Raw genomic sequence first — 15,463 nt, 5'->3', positions numbered from 1 at the left:
GCGGGTGGTCGCTGAGCTTGCTCTGATTTGACTTCAAGCAGCTTCGGAGCATGATTCCAGCACGATATCACGTACGTCGCAGGCGTGGATGCTGTGATGTCAGATCGAGACGATCGCCCTCTCTGTTGTGAAGTCGGCCGGCTCCATCGGGCTGCTCGACCATGCTTCATCAATGCTGTCCAGGACCTCATCTCCCGAGATCAGTTTGAGGTCTGTCAGATGGAGGCGTGAACGCTCTCCGAGCATCACGAACTTCGTCGGGTTGAACCTGAGAGCGACGGTGCTGTTTCCTTTTCTCAGCGATGTCGCGTTCGCGACCTCCCCTATCACATCGCCATCATCGTTCCTGAGCTTGGCCGTGATCGTGTAGGTTCCGGGGACGTTGACCGTCACCCCGACACCTATAACGAGGCTGCTTATCCTGCCTCCTATGCGTTCGCTCATGTCTGCAAAGCTCCTGCTGAAGTACGCCTGGGGCGGCTGGAAGTCGGAGGGGCTTCTCTCGATGATTGTTGTCTGGTTGTGCACCTCCAAAACATCGCCATCCTCTCCGTAGAGGATGATCTCTCTGAGAGTGAGAGGGCCGCATCCACCGATCTTCCAGATCTCTCTGCCATCTGCCCTGAGCTCGATATTGCCGGTGCCGCTGATATATGAGGAGTTGCTCATCCATTTTATCATTCGGCCAGAACAGTCGAAGAGCCCGCCCTCAGCTCTGTAAACGCCAGGAACAACAGCATTCACCGCGACCATTATGGAGAGCGCATCTGCAAATCCATCATGATCTTTGTCCTCAAAGCTGATGTTATCCAGGCCCTCTACAGTGGCGCCTGCGACTGTGACGGTGACAGGTATCTCGAGGGAGCTGTTGTCCCCTCGAATTTCCAGGTACCCGCGGACCTCTTTTCCGGGCGCGACCTCAGGCACTCTGAGTGTGAGGTTGACGTTTGAAGCTGTGCCAGGCTGGATCTCATCTGGACCTGAAACATCGAGCCATCCCCATGGCTCTCTGGTGTGGAGCGTTGTTACAAGCGTGAATTTCTGTTTATCAGAAAAGACATCATAGCCTATGACAACGACAGTCCAGCTCCCAGGAGGGGGGTCGTAGACCTGGATCTCCTCGATGCTCTCATAACCCTCTGATCTAGCTGCAAGCCTCCCGTTCGGCGAGTAAAGCCTGAGATCGAGATCGCTCTTCGGGTTATCCCAGAGCAGTCTGAGTGAGAGCCGCCGCACATCCTCAGGGACATCGAACTTCGCGGTCCAGGAGAGCCTCTCGCTCACATAACCGTCTATGCTGAACGCTGTGCTGTTCTCCACGATGCCGCTGTAGCTGATGTTCCTGAGCGGAAGACCTTCATTCCGGAGCCGGATGCTCACAGATGCCTCTCCGCCGGGCATCACAGCGCCGGCATCCCATGCAGCCGGCTCGCTCCTCACAAAAGACCTCTCGACCCTGAGCAGGTATCTCTCTGAGATGCTCGCATTCCTCTGATGCACCGCCAGAATCCATCTGCCTGAGGCGGGGTTGTTGAGAACGGTCTCCTCCATGCCACTCGAAACATCCTCATGATAGTACTCACTCGTCGGCGCGAGGAGGAAGAGATCCATGTCTGAGCTTCCGGACCAGCTCAGCCTGCTCCTTATCTGCTGTGTTCCCAGAGGCACATCGAGATAGTAGTAGCGCCAGGATCCAGGCGCGATCTCGTCGGCAACTGATGCGCTTCCCATTGCAGTGATCAGGGGCGCAGCGACCTCAACACGCACAGGCACTGTGATTATGGGTGTGCCCTTCTCGCTGATCTCCATCGCTCCGGTGTAGACCCCGGGTGGGGTTCCGTTTGGCACTGCTATGCTCGCGCCGAAGACTGCATGGCTGTTTTTAGGTAGAGATTCCGGCAGATCCATGACCGTTATCCAGCCCGCGACATCCCCTCTCACATCAACGCTCAGGTTCTCGCGCGCTCTGTCGGTGAAGAACACGAACCTGGTGGTCCAGTCCTCGTCGCCTGGGGCGAGCGCGTATATCTTCTTCTGCGGCCTGTCAGCGCCTGAGTCGAGACCTGCAGAGACCGCCTTCCCGCCGCTCATGAACGCCCATCTACCCACCATCCAGCGATCAGGCATAACACCGCACAGATCATCATTCAGGAGTCTGTATGAGTTGTAGGCGTTCACAAGCCCAGCTCCCTGGTAGTAAGGCTCGTACTCCTCCCCTAGCGTGTTGTTCAGCCGGACCGCGCCCTTCAAGAGCGCGGCCTTCACACCTGCAGGGCTCAGCGAGGGATCCTTCTGTAGGAGAAGCGCAGCGACGCCTGCAACAGCAGGCGTTGAGAGCGATGTCCCTGATGATCTCGCATAGTATGTATCAACATACTTGAGATCCTTGAGACCCAAAGGAGCCGATGCGATGACGTTCACCCCCGGGGCGACGATGTCCGGCTTCGTTCTGCCATCCCTTGTCGGCCCGGACCCGCTGAAGTCTGCTATATGGCCCCGGCAATCTGTAGCTCCCACAGTTATGACCTTCACGCCATCTCCTGGAGAATCGATGCATCCGCTGAGGGCGAGCAGCAGACCAGCGAGAACCATTAATTTAACCGTTGTTTCCGGCTGCAACACATACCACCGCTCCGGCATCCATCGCTTTATCCGCGGCCATCGTGACCGGAGGATTCGTCTCGCCCAGGTTCAGCCCTGCCAGGCTCAGGCTCAGAACCCTGGCGTTGTTATCGAGAGACCACTCGATCCCCGCGATTATATCTGAGACCTTTCCGTTGCCATCGCTTCCTATAACCCTGACGTTCAGAAGCCGCGCTCCGGGTGCTATTCCCCTGTATCTGCCGCCGGATGCCATTCCCGAGCCGGCGATGATGCCAGCGCAGAGCGTTCCATGCCCGACAAGATCCTCTGTCGTGTCCTCACCCTCCACGAAGTTCTTCTCGCCGATGACCTTGCCCAGGAGATCTGGATGGTTCTTATCGATCCCAGAGTCTATGATGGCCACGATCACTCCAGAGCCGTTAATTCCCTCAGCCCACACCCTCTCAGCATCGACCATCTCAGATGGACAGATGGAATCACCGCCCTGCGAGGGGATCGGGGCTGTGACGCTCACATCTCCGTCCAGGTATATCCCCTCCACACCATCATCCTCAGCGAGCCTTTTTATCTCAGCCCTGTCGCAGACCGCGGATATCCCGTTTATGAGGTGGTATCTGTACCGAACGTCTATACCATCGAGATCGGGGGAGCATCCATCTCTGAAAATCACTATCACAGGTACCGGCTCGTCGCTGCTCATCATCCTCTCAACCGCGGGATCGATCTTCACGCTCTCTGTATGCGCAAACTGCACTGAGAGCAGAAGGGCTGCAGCGAGAACAGAGAGAGGCACAAACGCAAGATGCTCACGTCTCATAGCTCCTCCAGGGCGCAGGGACGGCGGCATCTCCTCATGAGGCTCTGGCCATCCCGCTTCTCACACATCCGGCTGTCTGAGAGATAATGCTAAATAAACCTGTCCTTCAAGATCATAACAATGACAGGCGGCATACTCTGGCTCAGCTTGATACTGCTTCTAATCTCCTCGATCACAAGACGCCCCGGGATCTCCGGTGCAGGATGGCTGTTTCTTGGGGCGTACTGGCTCATGGAGGCTTGGCACTACACCTCGATAAAGGATTACTTCAACGTGATGGTGGTCATCGGAGCTGCTGCGATATCTTTCTACTTTGGCTGGAGGATCCTCTCCATGGGGATGTCTGATACAGCTGAATGGATCAGCATGGCAGCTGCCATCTGTGGTCTCCTCTACTTCCCATTCGCAGAGGTCCAGAGCTTATCGGAGATCCTGATAAGGTGGACGACGCTTCTGACCTTCTGGCTGCTTGCCGGACTGAACATTCCTGTCTCGATGGAGAGCTGGAACCTGCTGACCCTCAACGGCCGATCGGTGGAGATCGTGCTCGCGTGCACAGCCATAGAGAGCATCGCGCTGTTCGCAGGCGTGATACTCTCGGTCAGAGCCCCAAGGGCGAGAAGGCTTGGGGCTCTCATGCTCTCCACTGCGACGATATACACTCTCAATATCGGCAGGAACGCTTTCGTGCTCCTGGCCTACGGAGAGGAGTGGTTCGGGCAGGACAGCTTCTACCTGGCGCACAACGTGATCGCCAAGGTGGGATCCACACTGGTGCTGCTCCTAATAGCGTACATGGTCTTTGCGATTCTGCCGGAGCTGCTCGCGCTGATCGAAGATCTCTTCGCCGAGCTCAGGGCATCCAGGAGGCTGGAGGTTTGAGGTTCGGTCTCGCCCAGGGATCGCTTCCATGGGTTGCGATTCCGTTTGCTGCATCCATCCTGGTTTACCCCTTGAGCACCGCGCTTTCACTGATCTTTTTGCTCACAACAGCTTTCATGATACACTTCCACCGTGATCCTGAGAGGTTTCCTGATGGGGAGGGTATGCTATCGCCGGCGGATGGGAGAATAGTTGAGGCAGATGATCACCATATCTACATATTCATGGGGCCGATGGATGTCCACGTGAACAGATCTCCTTTGGATGGGGTTGTTAGAAGCGTTGAGTTTCGAAGCGGAGATCACTCGCCGGCGTTCCGTCATCCGCTAAAGAACGCGCACAGCATCATAGAGATCGAGAGTGAGACAGGGCGCTTCACCATGAAGCAGATCTCCGGAATAGCCGCGAGAAGGGTGGTCTGCTGGGTATCGCCCGGCGACAGGCTGAAGCGCGGACAGAGGATGGGGATGATCAGATTCGGTTCAGGAGTGATAGTCACAGCCCCGCCAGGATACAGGATCACCGCACAAAAGGGATGGCACGTCCGCGCCGGCCAGACGGTTATAGCGGAGCTGAAGGAATGAGGCTCAGAGCGCAGGATCTTCTCTCCCTTCTGAACGCGATATCAGGTTTCAGCGCCATGATTTCAGCGCACCTCGAGCTCCGGGGCCTCTCGGTGCTCCTGATTATAGCAGCAGCGCTCTTCGACGGAGCTGATGGCATTGTTGCAAGGAGATCCGAGCAGAGCGAGCTGGGCCCTCATCTGGATTCGCTTGCCGATCTGGTATCTTTTGGGGTTGCCCCTGCCGCTATGGCGTTCTTCATGCACAGCGAGCCGTATCTTCTGATCCTCTGCTCCCTCTACGTGCTCTGCGGAATGCTCAGGCTCGCAAGGTACAACATCTCTCCACCGGAATGGACGCACTTCGAGGGACTCCCCATAACAGCTGCAGGTATTATTCTTGGTGTCAGCCTGCTTCTGGACTCGCTCATTTTTACATCTGGAGTGATGATCCTTCTCTCGGCCCTAATGGTGAGCACTCTGCCATATCCGAAGCTGAGGGACCGGAGGGTGGCTCCTGTTTGTCTGATGTCTGGAGCAGCCGCGCTTTTCGCGCTTCATCTTTCTGGCGTGAAGGCCTCGGCGATCGTCATCCTGATCTCGATGGCAGTGTATCTGATGATGCCGGTGGTGGGATCTTGTACACTTCGAGAGAGATAGCAGCATTCGAGGCAGGGATAAAGCTGGGCGCTCTGTACCACCAGTTCGTTGGGACGCCCGTGAGCGAGGATACAGCGGACTCGCTGGAGCGGGCGATCGAGCGATCGATATCCCTGCAGCCGTATGTTGAGTCTGTGAGCGTGCGCATAGACAGAGGCATGCTCAGGGAGAACGTCTTCGGCTACTCAGAGCTCTCCGGAAAAATGATCCGGGCAGAGGTTGAGGTTGCATATGAAGGGGCACGCTTGAGGGCGGTTCTTGAGTACGATCCAGAAAAAGATTACCCGATGATGCATCTGGTGTAACTGATGTTTTCTTGGTCGCTCGACTCGTAGAACCTCCTGCGGTGTAGGGGTATCAGAAGCCCCACACGTCAGGCCGGAGTAGTTGATTGCCGATCTCAGTGATGCGGGTACAAAGATGAGGATCTGCTCCTATCAGAACTTGCGGCGTTCTATCTCCAGCACAGCATGCTGTTGCTCCCGATGCCATATGGATTACTTTTTTATGGTCCCCTCCCATGTAGCATTGGTGCTGATCATGAGCAAGGTAACTGTGAGCCTTATAAAGGCTGATGTGGGCGGCTGGCCAGGGCACTCCTCTGTCCATCCGGCGCTGATTGAGAAGGCTGAGGAGGTTCTATCAGAGGCGAAATCTGTAGGCACACTCATAGACTTCAAGGTCATGGCCTGTGGCGACGATCTCGAGCTTCTGATGACACACAGGCTCGGAACCGATGAGGCGGAGATTCACGCGATAGCCTGGGAGACGTTTGAAAAGGCGACAGCAGAGGCGAAGAGCCTGAAGCTCTACGGCGCTGGGCAGGACCTGCTCTGCGATGCGTTCTCCGGCAACGTCCGCGGGATGGGGCCTGGTGTCGCTGAGATGCAGTTCACGGAGCGCGGCGCAGAGCCTCTGGTCGCCTTCATGATGGACAAGACCGAGCCTGGGGCGTTCAACCTTCCCATCTTCAGGATGTTTGCAGACCCCTTCAACACTGCAGGTCTTGTTATAGATCCCTCCCTACACCACGGCTTCGTCTTCGAGATATGGGATATAATCGATCACAAGAGGGTCTTCATGTCCAGCCCCGAGGAGATGTACGACATCCTGGCGCTCATAGGGGCGAAGAGCCGGTACGTCATAAAGAGGGTATATCCCAAGCCCGGGGGCAAGCTCCCATCTGAGGAGCCTGTCGCGGTGGTGAGCACCGAGAAGCTGTACCAGACCGCCGGGACTTACGTCGGGAAGGACGACCCTGTCGCGCTCGTCAGGGCCCAGTCCGGACTTCCTGCCCTCGGTGAGGTCCTCGAGCCGTTTGCGCTTGGCCATCTCGTCTCGGGATGGATGCGCGGCTCCCACAACGGCCCGCTGATGCCATGCGCCTTTGAGGATGCGCACCCAACAAGATTCGACGGCCCGCCAAGGGTGATCGCGGCTGGATTCCAGCTCTGCAACGGGCTCCTCATAGGGCCTGTGGATCTCTTCTCTGATGTCGCCTTCGATCTCACCCGGATGAGGGTGCTGGAGATAACGGACTACATGAGGGCGCATGGGCCGTTTGAGCCACACAGGCTGCCGCTTGAGGAGATGGAGTACACAACTCTCCCACATGTGATGAAGAGGCTCGCTGAGAGGTTCGAGCCTGCGGAGTGATGTTGAGCAGTATTGGCGGCTCCCGTCAGGGAGCCATTTTCTTCAGGAGATGTAAATGAAGAAGGATTTGAGAGAGAGTTTTGATGAGATGGGGCCTGAGCAGAGGCTTGAGTATGTCATAGAGAACCTCCGAGGCCTCCCTGATGAGCTTGTGGAACCTGCGATAGATCTCCTGCTGAGGGCAAACGAGATAGAATATGCGGTGGTTCTATGCAGGGAGCATGGCATGATCCAGAGGGCGGTCGATATTCTGGTGGATGCTGGTGACTACCTCTGGGCCGCTCAGATCATGAAGAGCGCAGGCTTCCCGGATGAGGCTGAGCGGCTGCTGCACACCGGTCTTGAGTACTACATATCGATGGAGATGTACGGAAGGGCGATAAGCGCAGCCACCGCCCTGAAACTGCCTCCGGACCAGATAGACGCCCTATACAGGGAGGGCATCGCGTTCGAGAGCAAGAGCCTGGATCTGAGCAGGGCACATGCAGCTCTGGAGAGCCTGATGTCCGCGGTCGCGGTGCTCGAGACCGATGAGGAGATGAAGAGAGAGCTGATGGATGCGATACAGGATGAGCTTGACAGGGAGCGCAGCTCAGTTACGTCTCCGCCCGCGAGCAAACCCAGGATCCAGAGAAAAGAGGATGAGATCGATGGAGACCGGTTCTGCTGACGGTTTCCCGTGATGAGAGCAGTTCTTCTCTGGAGATGGCCAGAGCGATTGCAAGCTCTGATCGCAGATCCCAGTGAATTCGCATTTCACGTTGATTTGATAACAATGACCGCCAAGCCATTCCTCTTCGGTGCCGCACGCTCGATCTCGTCTGCTATCTCCGATGCGCTCTTCGCTCTGGATCCACGGACAACGCCTATGAGATGCTCCAGGTCGAAGCCCTGTGCCTCGATCATGCTCTCAGAATATATCACGAGAACATCTCCATCTGATATTGATCGTTGCTCATAGCCGAGATCGAGCTCGTCTCTTATCGCCATGTGTATCCCATCGCCACAGAGCGTATCCACAGAGCCATCCTGGCTCACCACAAATGGCGGCGCATGTCCTGCGTTTGAGTAGACCATATCTCTCGAGCTGTAATCGAGAACTGCATAGAAGCAGGAGATGGGGAGCGATGAGCTCTTTGCCATGATGCCATTTGCACGCTTTATCACCTCATCCGGATGCTGAGACGAGAGCGCTCTAACAACCGCCCTGGCGGTGGCTGCGAGGACAGCAGACTCGAGAGCATCCCCACCTGCCCTTCCCATACACAGAGCGACCTTCCCATGCTGGATCTCCAGAACGTCATGGAATGTGCCACCTCTCGATATCTGGCGAACGCAGATATCGTATCCCTCGATGGGGGGCAGAGATTCTGCGGAGAGGAAGCGATCGAATGTTTTCAGTACAGAACTCTCCAGATCCTGAGTTCCCCTTTCATACCCCTCGGCCCTGGCCCTGTCGACGATCGTCCTGAGAGATTTGCGCATGGATTCCACAGATTCCGCGATCCCCTCAAGATCACAGTCTGCAGGCAGGCGCTTATCCAGGTCGCCCTCACCGATGCGCCTCAGAGCCTCAGATATGCATACTGCAGATCTTCTGAACCGCCTGCGGAGAGTTATTCCTATCAATCCGAATACCGCGCCGGAGATGATCATCAGGAGCAGACCTCTGGAGATGATCTCAGCTGCGCAGCTGCGCATGAGTTCCGCAGATCTCTGGCTGATGGAGTTCAAGCTGCTCTCCATGAGGCTGATGGGCACCATCATCTTCTCCGAGGGGTATGCAACAACAACAGTCCAGCCGACGCTCTTCACTGGTGAATAGACCACAAACCAGCCCCGGCCATCTATCGTCAGAAAATCTGATCCGCTCTTACCCTTCGAGATGCGATCGCCGAGATCTGCGAATGCGGAGATGTTGGATTTGTAGAGGTTTCCGGTGATGAGAAGACTGTCCCACGGCGTATCCCCCCTCCTGACCTTGGGCATCATCACAAGATCGCCGGTTCTGTTCACTATGAATGGATAGCCGCTGCCTCTCAGCCCTGAGAGATCTGAGTAGATCTCTGATAGGGATACCTCTGATGCAGCAACGCAGTAGAGTGTGATGTTGCGGTAAGCAGGCGCTGCGCATATCAGGTGCATATCATCTCCGGGGATCCACACTGTTCCTCCGGCTGCCTGTGCTGCGGTGTACCATCTCAATGAACCGATCTCAGATGCATTCCTGGCAGTCTTCCTGGTACCCCCCACCTCAGGCCATGAGGCAATCCACCCATCAGCTGTCGCCAGGTATATGCGCTCTATCGCGTTGTTTCTCTTTATCGATCTTCTCAGGGTCAGTGAGAGGGAGCTGTTCGGATCTGCCACTCGATCGATTTCAGAGAATCCGGAGGCGAGATAATCTGCCACGAACTGGTTGCTCTCCGCGATCCTTCTGAAGAACTCCTCGTACTGCAGGGCCTTGGATGCGACAAGAAGCTCCTGATCTGTTGCTCCTGAGGAGGAGTTTATCGTGGTGCTGTTAATGTCTCCAAGCTGCGCCTGGATCGATCCTGATATCCTGCCGACCTCCATATGGAAAAGCAGCCCCATAAGTGCTGCAGGTACAACTGCTGCAATCACCACGAGCACAATCAGAGCTGAAGATACGGGCGGTCTCATCATAATTCACAGTTCATTTTATGCTGCACAGCCTGGGCGCGCTTACAATCTCTGTGATTCCTTTCCTATAAACCACTTTTCAAGCTAGATGGTGGAATGGCGGTGCGCTGAACTGTGTGAGGCACATTCAGTTGATTGCAGGCGCTCATCCATCTGCCCCTATAGGCACTGATTATGCCATGTTCTCTAGGCGAGTGAATGTAGCTGGCCAGCCTGCATCTGCTCCCAGCCACAAAGAGCGAAGACCCGGAGTTCATAAACCCCTGGGGTCTAGGGGTAGCGGAGACTCCGGTCTTCAGGCCGGTGTTGTTGACGACTGCATCGATATCGAAAAAAACCGGTCTGGATCTCCTATGATTCGCAGCTGTTCGATCTCGTGAAAAATGATGTGGTCTCCGTGGTCGCGCCCGCTCCAGAGCTTCCCTCCTCACACTCTCCCCCTGATCCGGATACAGTGCCAGGCATGCGACCTGCGCTGCTCGGCTCTGCGGCATTCGGGGCAGAGATCAAGCCAGTTCTTATGCGTCTCAGGGATGAGAGATGCCACATGCTCGATCTCCCGCTCCGTGGCGAAGGGCTCTCCACAGACGCTGCATCGCTTCATCCTGAATGTCAGCGTGATGCTCTCAGCTGTGATGCCCGATGATATCGCACCTGCCGGACATGCCTCGATCAGCCTCTCTGTCAGGCTCTCGTCATGTGAATGAAACGTTATGCTGCGAATTCCTGCGTCCTCTGATATGGATATGCTTCTCGATATCGCCGAGCACGCCCGGCAGCCGATGCATCTCCTCTCATCTACCTTCATACCCTCACCCTTGCTGCAAGAACGCCTGCAGCCCTCGATCTGGTGGATCCGGTGATCGCATCGATATCTTCAAGCTGAAGAGCCTCTGTCGGGCATGTCATGACGCATACAGGAGTGCCACCGCAGAGATCGCATCGGTGTATCACCGAGTCAAGCTCTATCGCTCCAAATGGGCACGCAACGAAACACAGACCACATAGAGTGCAGAGATCGGGATCGAACACAACCATATCGCCATCAAGCCGCAGGGAGCCGGTATAGCAGACAGCGGCGCATGGCGCTGTGTCACACTGGTGGCAGTATACAGGCACAGCTGCAAGATCTTTCACCTTGTCCACCGATATCCTTGGATGCCCATGCTCCCTCTCGCATGCGACCTCGCATGAACGGCAGCCGATGCACCTCTCCGGGTCGAGATATATCTTCCCCATCAATCAGCCCTCCAGATTCTGCAGGCCGCAACCTTGAGCTCTGGCATCATCGATTTCTCATCAATAATCTCTGATGCCACCAGGTTCGTCTCCGGGAAGTGGAAGGGCATGAAGAGAGTCCCGCGCTTCTGTCTTGGGGTGAGCTTCGCCCGCGCCCGTGCCCTGCCCCACCGCGTCTCGATCATGACGGCATCCCCATCGGCCACGCCGAACCGCGCGGCATCCTCGGGATGCACATCGATGCGAATCTCTGGCTCCCTTTTCACAAGCCCTTCACTCCTCATGCTCATCGATCCTGCGTTGTAGTGGAGGACAACACGTCCTGTGATGAGGATCAGCGGATGCTGTGGGGATGTGCGTTCAAGAGCAGGGTGATGGACTGGAGAGATCCTCGCCCTTCCATCTGGAGTGGAGAATCTCTCCGTATGGAGAACAGGAGTCCCCGGATGATCTGGATGCGGGCACGGCCAGATGATCCCACCGCGCGCTCCTGCGTTGCTCCTGCTGATGCCGCGGTACGCGGGAACCGCCTGGTTTATCTCCGCCAGGACCTCCTCCGGCTCAGGAGAAAGATCGAACCCGAGGCGCGCCGCCACCTCCGAGAGGATCCAGAGATCTGGCCTCGCCTCTCCAGGAGCCTCTCGTGCTCGGGATACCCACTGAACCCTCCGCTCTGTGGATGTGAATGTCCCCTCCTTCTCCGCCCACGCAGCCGCCGGGAGCACGAGATCAGCAATCCTTGCGGTATCTGTCATGAAGATGTCCTGCACGACCATGAAGCCCCTCTTCAGCCTCTCCCTCCTACGTGATACCGCGGGATGTGAGTTCACGATATCCTCGCCCATCACGTACAGAAACCTGAGATCAGCCTCAGGCATCATATCAGCGGTCAGCCCGCGCCCCAGCGGAAGGGCTCTCGCATTCCATAGACGCCTGAGCTCATCGATCGCCCTGGAATCGTCAACAGATCTCCAGCCGGGATAGAAATCCGCCAGGGCCCCCATGTCGCACGCCCCCTGGACGTTGTTCTGACCGCGGAGTGGAAGTATGCCGGCGCCGGGCCTCCCAACATGCCCGCAGACTAGGGCGAGGTTCGCGCATGCGGTCACGTTCTCTGTTCCGCATGAGTGCTGGGTGATGCCCATGCAGTACACTATTGAGGATGCACCGGCTTTCGCGTAAAGCCTCGCGGCTCTGACAATATCTCCTGCACGCAGGCCTGTTATTGAGGATACCCTCTCAGGCGTGTAATCGCTGAGATCAAGCCCCTCAAATCCGCTGGTCCTCTCCTTTATGAAAGAGCTGTTCTCCAGCCCCTCGTTGAGTATGACGTTGATCATGCCGTTGATGAGCGCGATGTCTGTTCCCGGATTCAGCTGGAGGTGAAGATCTGCGAGCCATGCTGTTGGTGTCACCCTCGGATCCGCGACAATCACAGCCGCTCCCCTGTCCTTCGCCCTGAGTATCCATCTCGCAACCACAGGATGGTTCTCGGCCAGGTTTGATCCTATAATAAAAATGCAATCTGATAGCGCGAGATCTGATACCGGATTGGTCATCGCAGGGGTTCCGAGCATCCGGCGCAGCGCGATGATCGTTGGCGAGTGGCAGCGTCTTGCGCTGTTATCGATGCTGTTTGTTCCCATGAGGCGCGCGATCTTCTGGAAAATATAGTTCTCCTCGTTGGTGCATTTCGCAGACCCGAGGAATGCGAGGGCTCCTGGGCCTTTCTCCCTCAAAGCCCTCTGCATCTCCTCTGCGACCCTGTCGAGCGCCTCGCTCCAGGATACCCTGATCCAGTCATCTCCGATTCTCATCATCGGGTACCGCAGCCTATCCACGTGATTCAGAACATCAAGGGCTGCGTTCCCCTTCGGGCACAGAGCGCCCTCGTTTACAGGGTGGTCCTGCATGTACTCCATGCCATTCCGGGTGATGTAAAACCCGCAACCCACGGCGCAGTAGGGGCAGACCGTGGGTATCCTGGCAGTCATCCGCATCACCGGCTGCTTGCAGCCACGCCCTGCGCAAACTTGAGAGCTGGTGCGGCCCTCCTCGCTCTGGATACCTCCTCAACCTCCCCGTAGATCAGAGCGCGTGTGGGGCAGGCACTGACGCAGGCCGGAACCTCCCGATCCGGGCACCTGTCGCATTTTATCGCAACACGCGCCCTTCTGTCCCTCCCTATCACACCGTACGTGCAGACAGAGGCGCACGTCCAGCACCCGATGCAGATATCTCTGTTATGGCGCACCACTCCTGTGAGCGCGTCCTGCGTCAGAGCTCCTGTGGGACAGACTGCAACACATGGCGCATCCTCGCAGTGCCTGCAGAGCATTGGCACAGCGAGCGAGTACTCCGGAACGTGCTCCACGTAGAGCCGCCTCTGCGGCATCTCTGATAATGCCTTGAGGAGATCCCTGCTCTGGGAGTGCTCCACAGCGCAGGCGATCTCGCATGAGCGGCAGCCCACACACCTCTCAGGGCGGACAAGTATCTCCTTCATGATCACACCTTCAGACCCAGCGCCTTCCTCTTATCATCTATGTGCTCGATGATGAGTTTGGCTGCCTTGAACGGATCAGGCTCGACCGCAAACGTCGCTCCAACAGCATCGCCGAGGTCCTTCGTCAGGATTCTGGTGACCACGGGACTTCCGAGAACAGGCGGAACCGTGCCCAGGACCGTGTACACTCCGGAGGCAACCACATATGCTCCGATGCTGACCGCCTTCTCGCTCATCCACTCTGGAGCAGCACCTGCAACCGGTAGATCGCTTATGTCCACGCCAAGCCTGTTTGCGATCGCAGCTGCCACCACGAGAATTCTGCTGATGTCAACGCATGATCCCATGTGCAGGACAGGAGGAACACCCAGGGATTCGCAGATGCCCCTGAGGCCGTCGCCGGCCTCCTTTGCAGCCTCAGGCCTGAGCAGCCCTGCTTTTGCGCAGGCTATCGCGTTGCAGCCTGTCGTCACGACGAGAACGTTGTTCCTGATCAGCTCCCTGACGAGGTTGACATGTCCGTAGTCGTGGGGGACCTTGGGGTTGTTGCAGCCGACGACCGCTGCGATGCCCTTTATCGATCCTTTTACTATTGCATCTATCAGCGGCTGCGGTGTCCCACCGAGCGCGTTCAGTATCGCCTCGACGCTGAACCCGACCATGCACTCGCTCTTCTCTCTGGGTATGATCACCCTGCTCCTGTCCCTGTTCCTGTAGTTCTCGACCGCTGTTCTCACGATCTCCTTTGCTATCTCTGCTGCCCTCTCCTCGCTGAACTCCATTCTCAGGGTTCCGGGGAACTCTGCCTTTGGAGAGGTCGAGATGAATTTCGTGTGATAGCATGCGGCGAGGCTTCCGAGCGACGGCATGATGCACTGCACATCAACCACCATGGCATCGACAGCGCCTGTGATCACGGCGAGCTCCTGCTGGAGGAAGTTCCCTGCCACAGGAATACCATGACGCATGAGCACCTCATTACCTGTGCAGCATATTCCGGCGACGTTGATGCCGTTCGCTCCGAGGCTCTTTGCGAGCTTGATCATCTCCGGATCTGATGCAGCCTCCACTATCATCTCAGAGAGGATCGGCTCATGCCCGTGGACTATTATGTTGACCTCATCCTCTTTAAGCACGCCGAGGTTTGCTTCTGTGGTTCTCGGCGACGGCGTCCCGAAGAGGATGTCCTGCACCTCTGTCGCAATCATCGACGCGCCCCAGCCATCGGCGATGCTGGTCCTCAACCCGTGCAGAAGGATGTGAAGCGGGTCGTTGTCCACGCCTATGTGGGTGCGGTGCATGCACTCCACGATCTCCCTGTCGATGCCCCTGGGGATTATGCCCAGACCCTCCCAGATCTTCTGGCGCTTCTCCGGCGCTCTGCGCGTGAGTGTTACAGATCCCTGCTGCTTTCCGAAATCTGAGAGCAGGGCTTTTGCGAGATCTGCAACATCCCCGTTCTTCTTCCAGTCCGAGATGCTGTACTCGGCTGCAAGCGCTCTCAGCTTCGCTTCATCTTTGATCCGATAGCTTCTCGCCTTCCCCTCGGCTGCCTCTTTGAAGACAATGACTGCGTCCCTTGCATGGTCTGCATGCGCTGCAGCACCTGCAGCTATCATCCTCAGGAGGTTGCGCGCCACAATGATATCCGCTGTCGCACCGCATATGCCCTTATCAGGCCCCTCCCCAAAGGGATCGATCCTGCACGGCCCCATGTTGCAGTTGCGGCAGCATATTCCGAGCTGTCCAAATCCGCATTGCGGTTGCTGTTTGTTGAGACGATCCCACGCAGTCTCCATTCCAGCCCTGCGTGCCTCGAGCAGCATCTTCGTGGTAGCCAGATCGATGCTCTCACCTGCAGGTTTCTTCTCCA

General features: G+C 56.8%; 14 protein-coding genes. 6 read left to right on the top strand and 8 right to left on the bottom strand.

What is annotated here, in order from left to right; all coding sequences use genetic code 11:
• Positions 1-99 precede the first annotated feature (99 nt).
• Together NQU42_RS04935 and NQU42_RS04930 are read right to left on the bottom strand one after the other, a co-directional pair.
• Complete coding sequence (locus tag NQU42_RS04935) at positions 100-2,592, bottom strand: S8 family serine peptidase (RefSeq protein ID WP_296609537.1); 2,493 nt, start codon at positions 2,590-2,592, stop codon at positions 100-102.
• 4 nt (positions 2,593-2,596) lie between these two features.
• Positions 2,597-3,421 (bottom strand): S8 family serine peptidase, encoded by an 825-nt coding sequence (locus NQU42_RS04930; protein ID WP_296609535.1) that lies wholly within the window; start codon positions 3,419-3,421, stop codon positions 2,597-2,599.
• 120 nt (positions 3,422-3,541) lie between these two features.
• Here NQU42_RS04930 and artA point away from each other — a divergent pair, with 120 nt between their 5' ends.
• The 6 genes from artA to NQU42_RS04900 all read left to right on the top strand — a co-directional run bounded on the left by artA (position 3,542) and on the right by NQU42_RS04900 (position 7,851).
• A complete protein-coding gene (gene artA / locus NQU42_RS04925; RefSeq protein WP_296609534.1) occupies positions 3,542-4,303 on the top strand; it encodes an archaeosortase A in 762 nt (253 codons plus the stop codon).
• Complete coding sequence (locus NQU42_RS04920) at positions 4,300-4,887, top strand: phosphatidylserine decarboxylase (RefSeq protein WP_296609532.1); 588 nt, start codon at positions 4,300-4,302, stop codon at positions 4,885-4,887. Before artA ends, NQU42_RS04920 begins: the two co-directional genes overlap by 4 nt.
• Positions 4,884-5,525: a CDP-diacylglycerol--serine O-phosphatidyltransferase gene (gene pssA, locus NQU42_RS04915; protein WP_296609531.1), complete on the top strand. Its 642-nt coding sequence runs from the start codon at positions 4,884-4,886 to the stop codon at positions 5,523-5,525. Before NQU42_RS04920 ends, pssA begins: the two co-directional genes overlap by 4 nt.
• On the top strand, positions 5,504-5,830 hold the full coding sequence (locus tag NQU42_RS04910; RefSeq protein ID WP_296609529.1) for a dihydroneopterin aldolase family protein: 327 nt from the start codon (positions 5,504-5,506) through the stop codon (positions 5,828-5,830). The genes pssA and NQU42_RS04910 overlap by 22 nt, the downstream gene beginning before the upstream one ends.
• A 226-nt stretch (positions 5,831-6,056) precedes the next feature.
• Positions 6,057-7,181 carry a fructose-1,6-bisphosphate aldolase/phosphatase gene (fbp, locus tag NQU42_RS04905; protein ID WP_366070139.1) on the top strand — a complete coding sequence of 375 codons (1,125 nt, stop codon included), beginning with the start codon at positions 6,057-6,059 and terminating at the stop codon, positions 7,179-7,181.
• A gap of 55 nt (positions 7,182-7,236) precedes the next feature.
• Positions 7,237-7,851, top strand: coding sequence for a hypothetical protein (locus NQU42_RS04900; protein ID WP_296609526.1), 615 nt, complete (start codon positions 7,237-7,239; stop codon positions 7,849-7,851).
• Between the two features lie 86 nt (positions 7,852-7,937).
• Here NQU42_RS04900 and NQU42_RS04895 read toward each other — a convergent pair whose 3' ends face one another.
• The 6 genes from NQU42_RS04895 to cooS all read right to left on the bottom strand — a co-directional run bounded on the left by NQU42_RS04895 (position 7,938) and on the right by cooS (position 15,437).
• Positions 7,938-9,848: a SpoIIE family protein phosphatase gene (locus tag NQU42_RS04895; protein WP_296609524.1), complete on the bottom strand. Its 1,911-nt coding sequence runs from the start codon at positions 9,846-9,848 to the stop codon at positions 7,938-7,940.
• Between the two features lie 424 nt (positions 9,849-10,272).
• Positions 10,273-10,653 carry a hypothetical protein gene (locus tag NQU42_RS04890; protein ID WP_296609523.1) on the bottom strand — a complete coding sequence of 127 codons (381 nt, stop codon included), beginning with the start codon at positions 10,651-10,653 and terminating at the stop codon, positions 10,273-10,275.
• Positions 10,650-11,084: a 4Fe-4S binding protein gene (locus NQU42_RS04885; protein ID WP_296609522.1), complete on the bottom strand. Its 435-nt coding sequence runs from the start codon at positions 11,082-11,084 to the stop codon at positions 10,650-10,652. The genes NQU42_RS04890 and NQU42_RS04885 overlap by 4 nt, the downstream gene beginning before the upstream one ends.
• The gene (fdhF, locus tag NQU42_RS04880; protein ID WP_296609520.1) at positions 11,084-13,078 is read right to left on the bottom strand and encodes a formate dehydrogenase subunit alpha; all 1,995 of its coding nucleotides are present in this window, start codon (positions 13,076-13,078) and stop codon (positions 11,084-11,086) included. The genes NQU42_RS04885 and fdhF overlap by 1 nt, the downstream gene beginning before the upstream one ends.
• Before the next feature lie 5 nt (positions 13,079-13,083).
• Positions 13,084-13,590, bottom strand: coding sequence for a 4Fe-4S dicluster domain-containing protein (locus NQU42_RS04875; protein ID WP_296609519.1), 507 nt, complete (start codon positions 13,588-13,590; stop codon positions 13,084-13,086).
• A gap of 2 nt (positions 13,591-13,592) precedes the next feature.
• A complete protein-coding gene (cooS, locus tag NQU42_RS04870; protein ID WP_366070146.1) occupies positions 13,593-15,437 on the bottom strand; it encodes an anaerobic carbon-monoxide dehydrogenase catalytic subunit in 1,845 nt (614 codons plus the stop codon).
• Positions 15,438-15,463 lie beyond the last annotated feature (26 nt).

Origin of the sequence: Methanothrix sp., assembly GCF_024518575.1 — an archaeon.
Classification (GTDB): Archaea; Halobacteriota; Methanosarcinia; order Methanotrichales; family Methanotrichaceae; genus Methanothrix_B.
Note: the sequence above shows the minus strand (reverse complement) of the source record. Positions and strands in the feature narration are given on the sequence as shown.

What these genes read in the sequence shown, in the direction of transcription:
- artA (WP_296609534.1), top strand. Translation starts at nt 3,542, where the DNA reads ATGACAGGCGGCATACTCTGGCTCAGCTTGATACTGCTTCTAATCTCC.
- NQU42_RS04890 (WP_296609523.1), bottom strand. Translation starts at nt 10,653, where the DNA reads ATGAAGGTAGATGAGAGGAGATGCATCGGCTGCCGGGCGTGCTCGGCG.
- NQU42_RS04875 (WP_296609519.1), bottom strand. Translation starts at nt 13,590, where the DNA reads ATGAAGGAGATACTTGTCCGCCCTGAGAGGTGTGTGGGCTGCCGCTCA.
- NQU42_RS04885 (WP_296609522.1), bottom strand. Translation starts at nt 11,084, where the DNA reads ATGGGGAAGATATATCTCGACCCGGAGAGGTGCATCGGCTGCCGTTCA.
- fdhF (WP_296609520.1), bottom strand. Translation starts at nt 13,078, where the DNA reads ATGACTGCCAGGATACCCACGGTCTGCCCCTACTGCGCCGTGGGTTGC.
- NQU42_RS04935 (WP_296609537.1), bottom strand. Translation starts at nt 2,592, where the DNA reads ATGGTTCTCGCTGGTCTGCTGCTCGCCCTCAGCGGATGCATCGATTCT.
- NQU42_RS04930 (WP_296609535.1), bottom strand. Translation starts at nt 3,421, where the DNA reads ATGAGACGTGAGCATCTTGCGTTTGTGCCTCTCTCTGTTCTCGCTGCA.
- NQU42_RS04900 (WP_296609526.1), top strand. Translation starts at nt 7,237, where the DNA reads ATGAAGAAGGATTTGAGAGAGAGTTTTGATGAGATGGGGCCTGAGCAG.
- NQU42_RS04895 (WP_296609524.1), bottom strand. Translation starts at nt 9,848, where the DNA reads ATGATGAGACCGCCCGTATCTTCAGCTCTGATTGTGCTCGTGGTGATT.
- pssA (WP_296609531.1), top strand. Translation starts at nt 4,884, where the DNA reads ATGAGGCTCAGAGCGCAGGATCTTCTCTCCCTTCTGAACGCGATATCA.